General features: G+C 72.7%; 12 protein-coding genes. 9 read left to right on the forward strand and 3 right to left on the reverse strand.

All coding sequences use genetic code 11. The features are described from left to right. Positions 1-3 precede the first annotated feature (3 nt). From ACQF4J_RS10360 to ACQF4J_RS10375, 4 genes are all read left to right on the forward strand, one after another. Entirely contained in the window at positions 4-1,374 is a 1,371-nt protein-coding gene (locus tag ACQF4J_RS10360) for an alpha/beta hydrolase family protein (RefSeq protein WP_351571912.1), read from the forward strand. Then, positions 1,371-2,126, forward strand: a complete 756-nt coding sequence (locus tag ACQF4J_RS10365; RefSeq protein ID WP_351805788.1) for an IclR family transcriptional regulator — start codon at positions 1,371-1,373, stop codon at positions 2,124-2,126. Before ACQF4J_RS10360 ends, ACQF4J_RS10365 begins: the two co-directional genes overlap by 4 nt. Before the next feature lie 327 nt (positions 2,127-2,453). Beyond that, on the forward strand, positions 2,454-3,653 hold the full coding sequence (locus ACQF4J_RS10370; protein ID WP_351805790.1) for a sensor histidine kinase: 1,200 nt from the start codon (positions 2,454-2,456) through the stop codon (positions 3,651-3,653). Continuing rightward, positions 3,650-4,318, forward strand: coding sequence for a response regulator (locus tag ACQF4J_RS10375; RefSeq protein WP_427165505.1), 669 nt, complete (start codon positions 3,650-3,652; stop codon positions 4,316-4,318). Before ACQF4J_RS10370 ends, ACQF4J_RS10375 begins: the two co-directional genes overlap by 4 nt. On the opposite strand, the gene ACQF4J_RS10380 is transcribed toward ACQF4J_RS10375, so the two are convergent. Continuing rightward, entirely contained in the window at positions 4,282-4,719 is a 438-nt protein-coding gene (locus tag ACQF4J_RS10380) for a VOC family protein (RefSeq protein WP_351571930.1), read from the reverse strand. The genes ACQF4J_RS10375 and ACQF4J_RS10380 overlap by 37 nt on opposite strands. A 209-nt stretch (positions 4,720-4,928) precedes the next feature. On the opposite strand from ACQF4J_RS10380, the gene ACQF4J_RS10385 reads away from it, so the two are divergent. The 3 genes from ACQF4J_RS10385 (at position 4,929) to ACQF4J_RS10395 (ending at position 9,977) form a co-directional block, all read left to right on the forward strand. After that, positions 4,929-7,046: an MMPL family transporter gene (locus ACQF4J_RS10385; protein WP_427168578.1), complete on the forward strand. Its 2,118-nt coding sequence runs from the start codon at positions 4,929-4,931 to the stop codon at positions 7,044-7,046. Positions 7,047-7,172: 126 nt separating this feature from the next. Further along, a complete protein-coding gene (locus ACQF4J_RS10390) occupies positions 7,173-8,417 on the forward strand; it encodes an Ig-like domain-containing protein (RefSeq protein ID WP_427165506.1) in 1,245 nt (414 codons plus the stop codon). Between the two features lie 171 nt (positions 8,418-8,588). Then, complete coding sequence (locus ACQF4J_RS10395; RefSeq protein WP_427165507.1) at positions 8,589-9,977, forward strand: glycoside hydrolase family 16 protein; 1,389 nt, start codon at positions 8,589-8,591, stop codon at positions 9,975-9,977. Positions 9,978-10,022: 45 nt separating this feature from the next. Here the strand turns inward: ACQF4J_RS10395 and ACQF4J_RS10400 are convergent, their stop codons facing one another. Beyond that, a complete protein-coding gene (locus ACQF4J_RS10400; protein ID WP_427165508.1) occupies positions 10,023-11,900 on the reverse strand; it encodes a hypothetical protein in 1,878 nt (625 codons plus the stop codon). Between the two features lie 187 nt (positions 11,901-12,087). Between ACQF4J_RS10400 and ACQF4J_RS10405 the strand changes: the two genes are divergently transcribed. Next, positions 12,088-12,237, forward strand: coding sequence for a hypothetical protein (locus ACQF4J_RS10405; protein WP_351571942.1), 150 nt, complete (start codon positions 12,088-12,090; stop codon positions 12,235-12,237). 13 nt (positions 12,238-12,250) lie between these two features. On the opposite strand, the gene ACQF4J_RS10410 is transcribed toward ACQF4J_RS10405, so the two are convergent. Beyond that, the gene (locus ACQF4J_RS10410) at positions 12,251-13,156 is read right to left on the reverse strand and encodes a helix-turn-helix domain-containing protein (protein ID WP_427165509.1); all 906 of its coding nucleotides are present in this window, start codon (positions 13,154-13,156) and stop codon (positions 12,251-12,253) included. Between the two features lie 146 nt (positions 13,157-13,302). Between ACQF4J_RS10410 and tkt the strand changes: the two genes are divergently transcribed. Then, positions 13,303-15,378 carry a transketolase gene (tkt, locus tag ACQF4J_RS10415; RefSeq protein ID WP_351571948.1) on the forward strand — a complete coding sequence of 692 codons (2,076 nt, stop codon included), beginning with the start codon at positions 13,303-13,305 and terminating at the stop codon, positions 15,376-15,378. Positions 15,379-15,385: the final 7 nt, after the last annotated feature.

Here is a 15,385-nt window from a genome sequence, read left to right on the forward strand (position 1 = left end):
CCCGTGAAGACCCGCACCTGCCTCGCCGTACTGACCCTCGCCCTGAGCGCCGCCACCGCGGTGCCCGCCCGGGCGACGACCGGCACCCATCTGTCGGGGCAACTCCCCTCGGGCGCCGCGTACTTGATGGACGTTCCCGCCGCATGGAACGGCACCGTGCTGCTCTACAGCCATGGCTACACCCCCGCCGGAGTCCCCAACCCGGCCCAGAACGCGCCCGGTTCGGGCAGCCGGAGCAAACTGCTCGCCGAGGGCTACGCCCTCATCGGCTCCTCGTACGCCACCACGGGCTGGGCGGTGACGGACGCCGTGCCCGACCAACTGGCCACGCTGGATCTGTTCACACGGAAGTTCGGCCAGGCGCGGCGCACCGTCGCCTGGGGCACCTCCTACGGCGGCTTCGTCACGACGACCCTCGCCGAACGGCACGCCGACCGCTTCGACGGCTCACTGTCGATGTGCGGGCTGGTCCAGGGCGGGGTCGCCAACTGGAACAGCACGCTGGACCCCGTCTTCGCGCTGCGGACGCTGCTCGCGCCCGGCGAGGACATCCCGCTCACCGGATTCGCCGACCAGGCGTCCGCGGCCGCCGCCGCGAAGTCGCTGACCTCGAAGACCGCCGCGGCCCAGCAGACGCCCGCGGGGCGTGCGCGCATCGCCCTCGCCGCCGCCCTGCACAACATCCCCGGCTACAACGACGCCTCGCAGGCCGAGCCCGGCCCGACCGACTGGAACACCCGGGAGGCCAACCAGTACACGGCGGTCGACGGGCTGCTGCGGCTGCCCGCCTTCAGCTGGCGGCAGGAGGCCGAGAGCCGGGCCGGCGGCAACATGTCCTGGAACACCGGCGTGGACTACACGTCGATGCTGGGCCGCTCCCCCCTGTACAAAGAGGTGACCGAGCTCTACAAGGAGGCGGGACTGTCCTTGCGCACCGACCTCGCGGCCCTCGCCACCGCGCCCCGGATCTCCGCCGACCCCACGGCCGTACGGTGGATGCGGCACACCAGCGTGTTCGGGGGCCGTCTCACCGACCCCCAGCTGGACATCCACACCACCGGCGACGCCCTGATCCCGGTACAGGCGGAGAGCGCCTACCGGCGGGCGGCCACCGCGGCGGGCCGGGGCCCCCTGCTCACCCAGGCCTACGTCGACGGGCCCGGACACTGCGCCTTCACCGACGGCGAGATGCTCGGCGCCCTGCACACCCTGGAACACCGGCTGGACACCGGCCGCTGGGACGCCTCGGCGGGGGCGCTCAACACCCGCGCGGCGCAGGAGGACCCGGCGAGCGAGCCGCGGTATGTGACATACCACCCGGCCGCCTACCCCCGACCCTACGACCTCGCCCACCCGGGAGACACCCGGCCATGACCCTTCGCTCGGCCCCCGACCGGCTGCTGTCCGTGCTCGCCGCGTTCGACCACGAGCACCCGGCGCTGTCCCTGACGGACATCAGCCGCCGGGCCGGGCTGACCCTGACCACCGCACACCGGCTGGTGGGCGCCCTGACGGAGTGGGGCGCCCTGGAGCGGGACGCGTCCGGCGTCTACCACGTCGGGCTCCGGCTGTGGGAGGTCGCGGCGCTCGCCCCGCGCGGGCTGGCCCTGCGGCAGATCGCGCTGCCGTACCTGGAGGACCTGTACGAGGCGACGCACGAGAACGTGCAGCTGGCGGTGCGGGACGGGTCGGAGGTCGTCTACATCGAGTGGATCTCGGGGCGTTCGGCCGTCGGCGTGCACATCCGGGTCGGGGCGCGCTGGCCGCTGCACGCCACCGGCGTCGGGCTGGCACTGCTGGCGCACGCGGGTCAGGAGGCGCAGGAGGAGTACTGCGCGGCCCCGCTCGCCCGCTTCACGCCGTACACCATCACCGATCCGGCGGAGCTACGCCGGATGCTCGCCGAGGTGCGCCGCACAGGGGTCGCGGTGAGCAGCAGGCAGGTCACCGAGGACGCCCTGTCGGTGGCCGCCCCCGTGCGCGGGCCGGGCGGGGTGGTGGTCGCCGCGGTGTCCGTGGTGGTGCCGCGGACCCACGCGCAGGTGCCGGTACTGGTGCCCGCCGTGCGGCTCGCGGCCCGCGGCATATCGCGGGCACTGGGGTGGCGGCCGTCGAAGGAGCCGTAGGACAGCGACGGAGCCGCAGGCCGTCGATGGGGCCGCAGGCCGCCGACAGGGCCGCAGACCGTAGACGGGGCCGCAGGCGGTCGAAGGGGCCGCAGGCCGCCGACAGGGCCGCAGACCGCCGACAGGGCCGCAGACCGTAGACGGGGCCGCAGGCGGTCGAAGGGGCCGCAGGCGGTCGAAGGGGCCGCAGGCCGCCGACAGGACCGCAGGCGTGCGCCTTGCGCCGCCCGCGCTCCGCCGCCCGCGTTCGAATATCCCTCTCGCCGGTGAGGCCGGCGGCCGGACGCGGTCGGGATACTGGGACCGCCCTGTCCGGAGGAGCCGCCCATGTCCCCGCAGTCCTGGCTCGGGCGGGTCGCCGCGCGGCTGCGCACGGCCGACCCGTATGTCGTCGACACCGCTCTCGCCGCGCTCGTGCTGTTCGCCGTCTCCCTGCAGTGGCTCTTCCCCGACGAGGGCGACGACCCGCTGTCCTGGCAGGGCTGGCTGCTGGGTGCCGCGACGGCGGTGCCGTTGGTGTGGCGGCGCCGGGCGCCGTTCGCGACCGCGTGGGTCGTCTCCGCGGCCACGCCCGCGATGGCGGTCTACCACGCGCCGCCGCCGGACGTGGTGTGGGGCGGCCTGGTCGTCCTCTACACGGTCGCCTCCCTCTCGCCGCCCTGGCAGCGCCGGCTGATGCTGGCGGGCTGGCTGGTCGGGGCCACGCTCACCATGCAGCACAAGGAGCACGCCCGGCCCTTCGAGTACGCCTTCCACCTGCTGACGATCCTGTGCGCGTACGGGCTGGGCACGATGGCCCGGGACCGGCGCGCCCACACGGAGGCGGTCGAGGAACGGGCCCGGCGCCTGGAGCGGGAGCGGGCCGCCGACACCGCGCGGGCGATCGCCCGGGAACGGTCCCGGATCGCCCGGGACATGCACGACGTCCTCGCGCACGCGGTGAGCCTGATGGTGGTGCAGGCCGAGGCCGGACCCGTCGTGGTGCGCAGCGACCCGCGGCGCGCGGAGGCGTCCTTCGACGCCATCGCCACGACCGGACGGGACGCGATGGCGCAGCTGCGGCGGATCCTCGGTGTCCTCAAGGAGGAGCAGGCGAACGGCACTTCACCGCAGCCCGCGGTGGCGGGTGTGCCCGCGCTCGTACGGCAGGTCGCCGACACCGCGGGCCTGCGTGTGGAGTTGCGTACCCGGGGCGAGCCGCGGCCGCTGCCGGCGGACGCCGAGGTCGCCGCCTACCGGGTGACGCAGGAGGCGCTGACCAACACGGTGAAACACGCCTACGCTTCCTGCGCGACGGTCGAACTGGACTGGACGGAGGACGCGTTGACCCTCACGGTGACCGACGACGGACGAGGGCCGGCGGCCCTGGACGGCGGGCACGGGCTGATCGGCATCCGGGAGCGGGCCGCCGCCTGCGGGGGCAGCGCCGAGGCGGGGCGCGGTCCCGACGGCGGCTTCCGCGTCGTCGTACGGCTGCCCGCCGCGGACGACCGGCGGGCGGAAGCCCGGCGACGGGGCCCGGCGTGAGCATCCGGGTGGTGGTCGCCGACGACCAGGAACTGGTCCGCAGCGGCTTCAGCATGATCCTTGAGGCCCAGCGGGACATCGAGGTGGTCGCCGAGGCCGGGGACGGCGCCGAGGCGGTCTCGGCGGTGCGGCGGCACAGCCCCGACGTGCTGCTCCTCGACATCCGCATGCCGGTCATGGACGGGCTGGAGGCGGCGCGCCGGGTGTGCGCGCAGTCCGGCTGCAAGGTCGTCATGCTGACCACGTTCGACCTCGACGAGTACGTCTACGAGGCGCTGTACGCGGGTGCCAGCGGCTTCCTGCTCAAGGACCTGCGCCGCGACGACCTGGTGCACGCGGTGCGCGTGGTCGCGGCCGGCGACTCCCTGCTCGCGCCGACGGTGACCCGGCGCCTGGTGGCGGACGTCGTGCGCCGCCGCCGCGAGGAGGCCGCCGCGTCGGTCACCCCGCAGCGCCTGGAGGTGCTGACCGCCCGCGAGATGGAGACGCTGCGGCTGCTGGCCCGCGGCCTGTCCAACTCCGAGATCGCCACGGCGTTCTTCGTCAGCGAGCACACGGTCAACACCCATGTCAGCAACGTGCTGGGCAAGTTGGGGCTCAGGGACCGGGTGCAGGCGGTGATCTGCGCCTACGAGGCGGGGCTGGTGACACCGGGCAACCCGTGATCGTCCAGTTCCTCGAACAGGGTCAGCTGGAGGGCGCCCGGGGCCTGAAGCCGGGAGTTCAGAGAGTTCCAGGGGGTGCGCGTCGGCTCGGCGAGGATCTCGGCCCCGGCGGCGGACAGCCGCGTCGTGGCGGCGGTCGCGTCGTCGACCTGGAAGGCGACCCGGATGTGGCCGGCCACCCGTCGCCCCACCTCGACGTCGTCGATGAAGGCCGCGTGGTGGGGGTCGGTCAGCTCCAGGGTGGCCCGGCCCGCGTCGAGGATGGTGACCCTCCCGTCGGGGGAGGAGAACGCGGCGCGCTCGGGCAGGCCGAGCACGTCGCGGTAGAAGCGCAGGGCCTCGTCGTAGTCGGGTGCCGTGACGACGAGACGGAGCTCGCGGACGGTGGGTTCCTCGGACATGCGGACTCCTCGGAGATCGCGGGTGGCCTCCCCCGTCAACCGTGCCGGCCCGCCGGACGATTCCCTTCGCCTCCCTCCGGGGAGTGAGCCGGGCCCGCTTCTCCCCCGCGCGGGCGAGCCCGCGAAACCGCTCCCACCGGCGATCCTGCGGCGCCCCGTCCGGCAGCAGTCTGAGGGCGATGGCAACCGACGACCCGCCGGGAGGCACCGTGCTCTCCTCACTCGCCCGGGCGGCGACCCGCCGCCCGCTGACCGTCATCCTGCTGTGGGTGCTCTTCCTGCTGCTCGGCTTCGGGCTGGGGACGGGCGTCTTCGGGCGGCTGTCCGACAACGTGCCCGAGGTCCCGGGCACCGAGTCGGAGCACGCCGCCCAGTACCTCGACCGCGCCGACCCGGCCGGTGAGTCGTTCACCGGGGTCGTGGCGGGGGCCACCGTCACCGAGCCCGGACTGCGCGCACAGGTCGAGCGGGCCGTCGCCGACGTGCGCGGCATCGACGGCATCGCCGCCGTACCGGACCCGTACACGACCCGTGGGCTCACGGCGCGGGACGGGAGGGCGCTGCTCGTCCCGGTCACCCTCGACGGCGCTCTCGGGGACGACGCCGAGAAGAAGGCCGTGGACGCGGCCGTCGACCGGATCAAACGGATCGACGCACCCCAAGTACACGTCAGCGGAGGCCCATTGCTGGGCAGGCAGCTGGGCGAGCGGGCCCAGCACGACGTCCGGAACGCCGAGTTGATCTCACTACCGGTCGTCCTCGCCCTGCTGCTGGTCGTGTTCGGCGGACTGCGCGCGGCCGCGCTGCCGCTGGTGATCGCGGTGAGCGGGATCGCGGGCGCCTTCCTGGCGCTGTTCGGCTTCAGCCGGGTCACCGACATCTCGGTGTACGCGATCCAGGTGACCACCATGCTGGGGCTCGGACTCGCCGTGGACTACGCCCTGTTGATGCTGGTCCGGTTCCGCGAGGAGCGCCGGCACACGCCGGACGTCGACGAGGCCGTGCACCGTACGGTCGCGGCGGCGGGGCGGACGGTGCTGTTCTCCGGGCTCACGGTCGCCGTCAGCCTGACCGGGCTGCTGGTCTTCCCGAGCGTGTTCCTGCGCAGCATGGGGCTGGCGGTGGCCGCCGTCGTCGTCATCGACATGCTGGCCGCGCTGACGCTGCTGCCCGCCCTGCTCGCCAGGTTCGGCGGGCGGATCGCCCCGGCGAAGGTCCGGCCGGAGGCCGAGGAGGGCCGCTTCTTCGCCCGCGTCGCCCGATTCGCGGCCCGCCGCCGCGTCGCCGTCCTGGCGGCGGTCGTACCGGTGCTGCTGGTACTGGCCCTGCCCGCCACGGGCATGCGGATCGAGATCGGCGACGCCACGCAGCTGCCCGCGACCACCGAGGCACGGAGGTTGTACGACACCGTGGACACCCACTTCCCGCCGGGCACCGGGGTCTCGCCGGTGACGGTGGTGCTGAAACCGGGCACCGATGCCGCCACCGCCGGCCGGATCCGCGCCCTGTCGCCCACCGCCCGCTTCCGCGAACTGCCGGGCGGCGCCGGCGTCGTACAACTGCAGCCGTCCGGACGGGTGGACGGCGCGCAGGCGACCGCTCTGGTGGAGGCGGTGCGCGACCTGCGAGGTGCCGAGCCGGTGCAGGTCACCGGGCCCGCCGCGCGTCTGGTCGACTTCCGGGCGATGCTCACCGACCGGGCGCCGTGGGCGGCCCTGACCGTGCTCGTGGGCATCTCCGTCCTGCTGTTCGCCTTCACGGGCTCGGTCCTGATCCCGTTGCGCACGATCCTGACGACGCTGCTGAGTCTGGGCGCGGCGCTGGGCGTGGTGGTGTGGGTGTTCCAGGACGGCCACCTGGCGGGTCTGCTGGGCGCCGAGGGCCTGGGCGCGCTGAGCCTGACGGCACCGCCGCTGATCGTCGCGATCGCCTTCGGACTCGCCATGGACTACGAGCTGTTCATCCTGGCCCGGATGCGCGAGGCCCGGCGCGCGACGGGCGACGACCGGGAGGCGGTGGTGACCGGGCTGCGCCGCTCCGGCCGCGTGGTCACCTGCGCCGCGCTGCTGCTGGCCGTCGTCTTCGGCGCGTTCATGACGGGCGGCTTCTCGCCCATCCTGCAGATCGGCCTCGGCCTGACCCTGGCGGTCCTCATCGACGCGACGGTCGTACGGATGCTGCTGGTCCCGGCGACGATGGCGCTGCTGGGGCGCCGCGCGTGGTGGGCGCCGAGGCCGCTGCACCGGGCGCACGAGCGGTTCGGGCTCGGCGAGGAGGCGCCGGCCCCGACGGCGGACGTCGTGGGGGCCGGATCCCGGACCCCGTGACGGCGGGTCCCGCCCGGGCCGCTCCTCACGGGAATCTCAGGGAGCGGCCGGGAGATTCAAAGGATCAGCACATCTGCGCGGCGCAGGATGCACCCGGAACAGGTGGACATCCCAGGAAGGCCTGACGTGGGCGTCTCACACATATCGAACCGGTCGCAGCGGCAGTCGCACAGGTGGTCCCGGCGCGGGCTGCTCGGCGCGCTCGGCGTGGCGCCGGCCGCCGCGGTCCTCACCGCGTGCAGCGGCTCGGCGGGCGCGTCGGAGGGCACGGCGGAGGCCTCCGCGAGGTCGGCCCCGTCCGCCGGCGCGAAAAAGCCCGTCGTCTCCGTGACGCCCGCCGACGGCACCCGCAAGGCCGACTTCTCCAGCCCCGTCGAGGTCACCGTGACCGACGGCACGCTGGCCTCGGTGAAGGTCACCGGCAACGACGGCTCCACGCTGGACGGTTCCCTCAACGACGCGAGGACGAGGTGGACGTCGGCGAGGAACCCGTACTCGGGCACGAAGTACACGGTCACGGCCACCCCGGAGGGCGCCTCCGCGCAGACGGCGAGCTTCACCACCAAGTCGCCCGGCGAGACCTTCGTCGGATACTTCACGCCCGAGGCGGGCTCCACCTCGGGCGTCGGCATGCCCGTGTCGATCAACTTCACGCACGCGGTGAAGGACCGGGCGGCCGTCCAGAAGGCGATCACCGTCACCGCGGAGCCCGCGGTCGAGGTGGTCGGCCACTGGTTCGACGACACCCGGCTGGACTTCCGTCCGGAGACCTACTGGGCGGCCGGTACGAAGATCACGCTCAGCCTGCGGCTGAAGGACGTGGAGGGCACGGACGGCGTCTACGGCGTCCAGCAGAAGGACGTCACCTTCCACATCGGCCGGGAGCAGATCAGCACGGTGGACCTGTCGAGCAAGCGGATGACGGTCCGGCGGGCCGGCGAGACGATCGCCACCTACCCGGTCTCCGGCGGCAACGCCCAGCACACCACCTGGTCCGGGATCATGGTCATCAGCGAGCGGTTCAAGCAGACCCGCATGGAATCCTCGACGGTCGGGCTCGGCGACGAGTACGACATCTCCGACGTCCCGCACGCCCAGCGCCTGACCACCTCCGGCACCTTCGTGCACGGCAACTACTGGGCGTCCACCTCCGTGTTCGGCCACCAGAACACCAGTCACGGGTGCGTGGGCCTGCACGACGCCAAGGGCGCGAGCGACTCGTCCGTGGACGGTTACAAGTTCTACGAGTCCTCGATGCTCGGCGACGTCGTCATCGTGAAGAACTCCGGCGAGAACACCGTCGATCCGGCCAACGGTCTCAACGGGTGGAACCTGTCGTGGGCGCGGTGGAAGGCCGGGAGCGCGGTTTAACACGATTGCGTCGTTCAGAGTGTGAACTTCCGTGCCGCGAAAGGACTTTCCTTGCTTTAACTCTTGACGACCCCGGTGGCGCGGAGCACATTGGGCCCACTTTGAGAGCGCTCTCACGTGCTCTCGACGGTACCCGCAGCTCCTCACCCCGTACCCGGGAGGCACCCCCCGATGAGTGCAACCTCCGGCATGCCCAGACGGCGACGCTCGCTCGTCGCCGCCCTCAGCACGCTCGGCCTGGCGGCCGTGCTCGCCACGGCCGCCACCCAGTCCGCCGACGCCTCCGCGCCCACGCCTCCGTCCGGCTGGACGCAGGTCTTCGCCGACGACTTCAACGGCTCGGCCGGCACCGGCGTCAACACCTCCAACTGGCTGTACGACACCGGGACCTCGTATCCGGGCGGCGCCGCCAACTGGGGCACCGGCGAGGTCGAGACGATGACCACCAGCACCAACAACGTGGCCCTCGACGGAAGCGGCAACCTGAAGATCACGCCGCTGCGCGACGCGTCCGGCAACTGGACCTCGGGCCGCATCGAGACCAACCGCACCGACTTCCAGCCCCCGGCCGGCGGCAAGCTGCGCGTCGAGGCGCGCATCCAGATGCCCAACGTCACCGGCAACGCGGCCGCCGGCTACTGGCCGGCGTTCTGGATGCTGGGCGCGCCCTACCGCGGCAACTACCAGAACTGGCCGAGCGTCGGCGAGCTGGACATCATGGAGAACGTCAACGGCATCAACAAGACCTGGGCCACCATGCACTGCGGCACGGCCTCGGGCGGCCCCTGCAACGAGACGACCGGCCTGGGCAATTCGACGGCCTGTCCCAACACCACCTGCCAGTCCGGCTTCCACACCTACACCATGGAGTGGGACCGCTCCGCCAGCCCCGAGGCGATCCGCTTCTACGTCGACGGCGTCAACTACCAGACGGTGACGGCCAATCAGGTGGACGCCACGACCTGGGCCAACGCCACCAACCACGGCTTCTTCGTCATCCTGAACGTGGCGATGGGCGGCGGCTTCCCGGCCGCGTTCGGCGGCGGGCCGACCAGCGCGACGGAGTCCGGCCACCCGATGCTGGTGGACTACGTCCAGGTGCTGTCGTCCGGTGGAGGGGGCGGCACCACACCCCCGCCCTCCGGCAACCGGGACGCCTACAGCGCCATCCAGGCGGAGTCCTACGACAGCCAGTCGGGGGTCACCGCCGAGACCACGTCGGACACCGGCGGCGGCCAGGACATCGGCTACATCGCCAACGGCGACTGGGCCCTGTACAAGGGCGTCAACTTCGGCTCCACGGCGGCCAAGCAGTTCTACGCCCGGGTGGCCGCCGGTGCCGGATCCGGGGTCAGCGGTTTGGTCCAGGTACGTCTGGACAGCGCCACCAGCACCCCCATCGGCAGCTTCGCCGTCGGCAACACGGGCGGCTGGCAGTCCTGGACGACGATCCCGGCCAACATCAGCTCGGTCACGGGCACGCACGACGTGTATCTGACCTTCAGCAGTGGCCAGCCGGCCGACTTCGTGAACGTGAACTGGTTCGGCTTCGGGCACTGACCGACGGGCCGGGTGTCCCGCGGCCCGCATCCCGCGGGGCACCCGTCAGTCCCGGCGCCGCTCCACGGCGGCGATCGCCTTCATGTACGTGGCGAACTGCCGCCGCAGTCCGGCCCGTTCGGCGATCCGGCCCAACGCCGCCCGCGCGCACGCGTCACCGCCCAGACTGACCAGGAAGTACTCCTCGAGCGCTTCCTCGTAGCGGCCGTTGTGCTCCAGCAGCCAGGCGAGATGCCGTCGCGCGTAGGCGTCACCGGCCTCGGCGCGCCCGCGCAGCTCACGGACGGCCACGGCCGCGCCCCGCTCGCGCTCCAGCTCGCGGACCCGTTCGCGCAGCCTGATGTTCTCGGCCCTGCGCGTGGACCGCGCCGGCCGGGTTCCCGTCTCCCGGTCCCGGCCCGGCATCCCCGGCCGCGCTCTGTCCGCCCTGGCCCGTACGCGGATGACCTGCCCGTGGTCGACCGGTTCCCCGGCCGCGGCGGCACGGTCGTACAGGCGGGTGGCGACGTCGAACAGCCCCTGGCCGGCGGCCCGTTCCGCGAGCGCGGCACAGGATTCGGCGTCCGCGTGCTGGGCCAGGGTCCTCCACACCTCGTGCCGCCGTGCCGGCACGGCGATCTTCTCGCGCTCCAGGAAGTTGCTCAGGCGGTAGCGGACGGCCTCGGACCGGCCGGGTTCCCGGTCCACGCGGACCAGCAGGCCGCCCAGGCCCTGGCAGTCCGTGACGCAGTACCCGAAGGCCCGTCCGAGAGCGCTGCGTGTCGTGTCCGGCGCCCAGTGGGCCGCCATGCCCACGAGCAACGGCTCCGGCAGTTCGGGGTGGTGACCGAGGCGGCGGGCGGTCATCGCGCCCATCAGTACGGCGGCGGCGACCGGATCCGCCTCGGTCCACTGCCGGTGCAGGGCCAGGGCGCCCGCCAGGTACTGGGTGACGCGGGAGCCGTCCTCGTACTCGAGTGCGCGAAGGAAGCGGGGATCGCGCCCCGCCTCCTGCCGGGCCCGCGCTCGTTCGTCCTCGCTGAACCGGCCGCCGACCGGCACTTCGCGGCTCACCCGGAGCAGCCTGTGGGCGTGGCGGTGTGCGGGGTCCGCCTTCAGCGCGTCCACGTGGGCCGAGCGCATCGTCATCAGGACGAGGACCGGGCGGCGTTCGACGTCCCCGCGCAGGCGCAGCACCTCGGCGGCGAAGGCCTCGCTCGTGTCCCTGTCCGGGGTGAGCAGGTACTCGTCCGCGTTGTCGAGCCACAGCACGGTGCGCGGTGGGAGCTGCCGCAGGCCGGCCAGTGCCTCGGCGTGATCGAGGGGCGGCTGCCACAGCCGCCAGCTGCTCAGCGGACCGGGCTTGGCACCGGGCCCCAGCTCGGCCACGACCGCCTCCCAGGAGGAGCGGGTCTTGCCGCTCCCGGGGGCGCCCCGGACGAGGAAGCTGTGGCTCGCCCCGCCCGCGACCGCCCGGACATGGGCACGCAGGGAGCCGTCGTGATCGCGGGATATGTAGCGCGGCAGGCCGCCCGGGGCGCCGTGGTCCCCGACGGCGTGGGTCACGCCCAGCGCGACGGGATCGTGGGCGTGGGCGGCGACCGGGCGGGCGTCGGGGCGGACGGCCGGTTCACTGCGCCCCGACGCCGCGCCTCGGCGGCCCTGCCCCCGGCGCCGTTCCCGGAGCCCGAGACGGCGAAGGCGCTCCAGTTCGGCGACCGCGTGGACCGTTTCCTCGCCGGCCAGATCGGCCTCCCGCGCCAGGGCCCGGACCAGTTTCGCGAGGCCCGGCTCGTCGCGCGGTACGGCCTTCCCCGTGAGCCACTGGCTCAAGGTCGCCTTGGGAACGTCCAGTTCGCTGTACGTGGGCTCACCGGCGAGCGCGAACAGCGAACGCAGCTCCGCCGCGAACGCCCGCGCGTGCGACGCGTCGTCATCGGTCACGTCTGCGAACCTTCCTTCGACGCGGCGAGGTTGGGGGCGGGCAGCCGTCCTTGTCCAGCACGATAGCCGACGCCGGCGAGGGACTTCCGCGGACGTTCCACGAACGCTCTCCAGCTCGACGGACAGCCGTCGACGGCCTCTCCTGGTCGCAGGCCCGACACATCCGTACGGAAGGAGAGCGATCCCGATGACAGCGACCGAGCGGTCCACGCGCCGTCGCCGCACCGCCGAACGCCTGCTGCGCAGCGCGCTGTTCAGCGCGGTGCGAGCCGCCGCGGCCACCGCGGGTTCGGCGGGAGCCGCGGCCTTGCTGTGGTGGCTGAGGGGTCACCGATGAACGGCGGGCCCCGCTACCGCAGCTCCGCCCGGAACGCCGCCGGTGTCAGCTCCGTGTGCTGCTGGAAGAACTTGGAGAAGTTCGCCGCGTCGGGGAAGCCGATCGCCGCGCCCACCCGCCCGATCGGCATGTCCGTGTGGGCGAGGAGGCGTTTGGCCTCCAGGATCACGCGCTTGTCGATGAAGCCCTTCGGGGTCTGGCCGGTGGCGGCGCGGACCGCGCGGACGAGGGTGCGGCGGGAGTAGCCGAGCGAGTCGGCGTAGGCGCTGACGCTGTGGTTGGTGGCGAAGTCCTTCTCCACGGCGTCGCGGAAGCGGGTGAAGGTGCTGTCCGACTGGAGCCGGGCCGCCTCGGCGGAGCTGGCCGCCAGATGGGCGAGGCGGAGCAGGAACGCCGTGAGGCAGTGGCGCAGCACGGCGGTGTGCAGCCCGGGCGGCAGGCTTTCGGTGTCCTCGTATTCGCGGGTGAGCTGGGCGAGGGCCGCGCGCAGGCCGGCCAGCCGGGGCGCGTCGGGGCTGAGCAGCGGCGGGAGGTCGTAGCGGTAGAGGCCGGTGGCCTCCACGGTGGCGCGCGGCAGGAAGCCGGGCTGCATGGTCAGCACGGTTCCGCGGTACTCGCTCGTACTGGAGAAGCGGTGGACCTGACCGGGGCGGATCCACAGCAGGTCGCCGGCGTTCGCCTCGTACTCGGCGAAGTCGATCATGTGGCGGACCGGGCCGGCGTCGAAGAGCATCACGACATGGAAATCGATGCGGTGGACACGATGCAGGGGGGCGTCGGCGTGCCAGGTGCGGTCGGCTCCCATCGGGCCCACCTGCATCCCGACGCCCCGCACGCTCAGTTCGACCGGGAAGGGGAACGTTCTGATCCCGTCCACGTCGCCGTCGTCGTCTCCGCCTCGGATGGTTCTGTCCGCCATGTCCCTCTACCGCCGCCCAGCTACCGCTTTCGGTGTCCCACTTTCACCACAGGCTGGCACACGAGGACCTTCCCTCGTAAAAGTCAGACTTTTAAGTTTGAACGCGTAAGGCCAGCAATCCCGCTCAGATCGAGGATTTCTTGAAGATGAGTACGCAGACACCGGACAGCTTCGAATGGACCGAACTCGACCGTCGAGCCGTCGACACCGCCCGTCTGCTCGCGGCCGACGCCGTGCAGAGGGTCGGCAACGGCCACCCGGGCACCGCCATGAGCCTCGCCCCTGCGGCGTACACGATCTTTCAGAAGTTGATGCGGCACGATCCGGCCGACCCGGAGTGGACCGGCCGTGACCGGTTCGTCCTCTCCCCCGGACACACCTCGCTGACCCTCTACACCCAGCTCTTCCTGGCCGGGTACGAGGTCGAGCTGGACGATCTGAAGGCCTTCCGCACGCACGGCTCGCGGACCCCCGGCCACCCGGAGTACGGGCACACCGCCGGTGTCGAGACCACCACCGGCCCGCTCGGCCAGGGCGCCGCCAACGCCGTCGGCATGGCGATGGCCGCCCGCTACGAGCGCGGTCTGTTCGACCCCGAGGCGCCCGAGGGCACCTCCCCCTTCGACCACACCGTCTGGGCGATCGTCTCCGACGGCGACCTGGAGGAGGGCGTCTCCGCCGAGGCCTCCTCGATGGCCGGCCACCAGAAGCTCGGCAACCTGGTCTTCCTCTACGACGACAACCACATCTCGATCGAGGGCGACACCGCGACCGCGTTCTCCGAGGACGTCCTGAAGCGGTACGAGGCCTACGGCTGGCACACCCAGCGCGTCGAGCCCACCGAGAACGGCGACGTCGACGTGCCCGCGCTGTACGCGGCCCTGAGGGCGGCGCAGGCCGAGACCGGACGCCCCTCGATCGTCGCGATGCGCACGATCATCGCCTGGCCCGCCCCGAACGCGCGGAACACCGAGGCCTCCCACGGCTCGGCACTGGGCGCGGACGAGGTGGCCGCCACCAAGCGCGTCCTCGGCTTCGACCCGGAGCGGTCCTTCCAGGTGGACGCCGACGTCCTCGCCCACGCCCGACAGGCCCTCGACCGGGGTGCCGAGGCGCACGCGGCCTGGGACAAGCAGATCGACAAGTGGCGCGGCGCGAACCCCGAGCGGGCCGAGCTGTTCGACCGGATCGTGGCCGGCCGGCTCCCCGAGGGCTGGGAGGACGCGCTGCCGGTGTTCGAGGAGGGCAAGGCCGTCGCGACGCGTGCCGCCTCCGGCAAGGTGCTGCAGGCCCTGGGCGCCGTCCTGCCCGAGCTGTGGGGCGGTTCCGCGGACCTGGCCGGCTCGAACAACACCACCATCGACAAGACGTCGTCGTTCCTGCCGGAGGGCAACCCGCTGCCCGAGGCCGATCCGTACGGCCGCACCCTCCACTTCGGCATCCGCGAGTTCTCGATGGCCGCGGAGATGAACGGCATCGCCCTGCACGGCAACACCCGTGTCTACGGCGGCACCTTCCTGGTGTTCTCCGACTACATGCGCAACGCGGTGCGGATGTCGGCGCTGATGCAGCTGCCCGTCACCTACGTGTGGACGCACGACTCCATCGGCCTCGGTGAGGACGGCCCCACGCACCAGCCGGTCGAGCATCTCGCCTCCCTGCGCGCCATCCCCGGCCTCAACGTCGTCCGTCCGGCCGACGCCAACGAGACGGCGATCGCCTGGGCCGAGATCCTCAAGCGGCACGCCACCGACCCCGCCCCGCACGGTCTCGCGCTCACCCGCCAGGGAGTGCCGACGTACGCGCCCAACCCCGATGCGGCGAAGGGCGGTTACGTCCTGAAGGAGTCCTCGACGCAGACCCCGGACGTCGTCCTGATCGCCACCGGCTCGGAGGTACAGCTCGCCGTCGCCGCGCGGGAGCTGCTTCAGGCCGAGGGGATCGGCGCGCGGGTGGTGTCGATGCCGTCCGTGGAGTGGTTCGAGCAGCAGCCGCGCGAGTACCGCGAGAGCGTCCTTCCGCCGTCCGTGCGAGCCCGTGTCGCCGTCGAGGCCGGAATCGGTCTGACCTGGTACCGCTTCACGGGTGACGCGGGACGCATCGTCTCCCTCGAGCACTTCGGCGCCTCCGCCGACGCCAGGACCCTGTTCGCCGAGTACGGCTTCACCCCCGAGAACGTCGCAGCGGCTGCCCGGGAATCCCTGGCCGCCGCCCGCGGTTGATCCGATC

Origin of the sequence: Streptomyces sp. C1-1 (genome assembly GCF_050214755.1) — a bacterium.
Taxonomy (GTDB): Bacteria; Actinomycetota; Actinomycetes; order Streptomycetales; family Streptomycetaceae; genus Streptomyces.

Bases quoted from the DNA above. Each gene is read 5' to 3' on its own strand.
- ACQF4J_RS10365 (WP_351805788.1), top strand. From the start codon at position 1,371: ATGACCCTTCGCTCGGCCCCCGACCGGCTGCTGTCCGTGCTCGCCGCG.
- ACQF4J_RS10370 (WP_351805790.1), top strand. From the start codon at position 2,454: ATGTCCCCGCAGTCCTGGCTCGGGCGGGTCGCCGCGCGGCTGCGCACG.
- tkt (WP_351571948.1), top strand. From the start codon at position 13,303: ATGAGTACGCAGACACCGGACAGCTTCGAATGGACCGAACTCGACCGT.
- ACQF4J_RS10410 (WP_427165509.1), bottom strand. From the start codon at position 13,156: ATGGCGGACAGAACCATCCGAGGCGGAGACGACGACGGCGACGTGGAC.
- ACQF4J_RS10405 (WP_351571942.1), top strand. From the start codon at position 12,088: ATGACAGCGACCGAGCGGTCCACGCGCCGTCGCCGCACCGCCGAACGC.
- ACQF4J_RS10395 (WP_427165507.1), top strand. From the start codon at position 8,589: ATGAGTGCAACCTCCGGCATGCCCAGACGGCGACGCTCGCTCGTCGCC.
- ACQF4J_RS10380 (WP_351571930.1), bottom strand. From the start codon at position 4,719: ATGTCCGAGGAACCCACCGTCCGCGAGCTCCGTCTCGTCGTCACGGCA.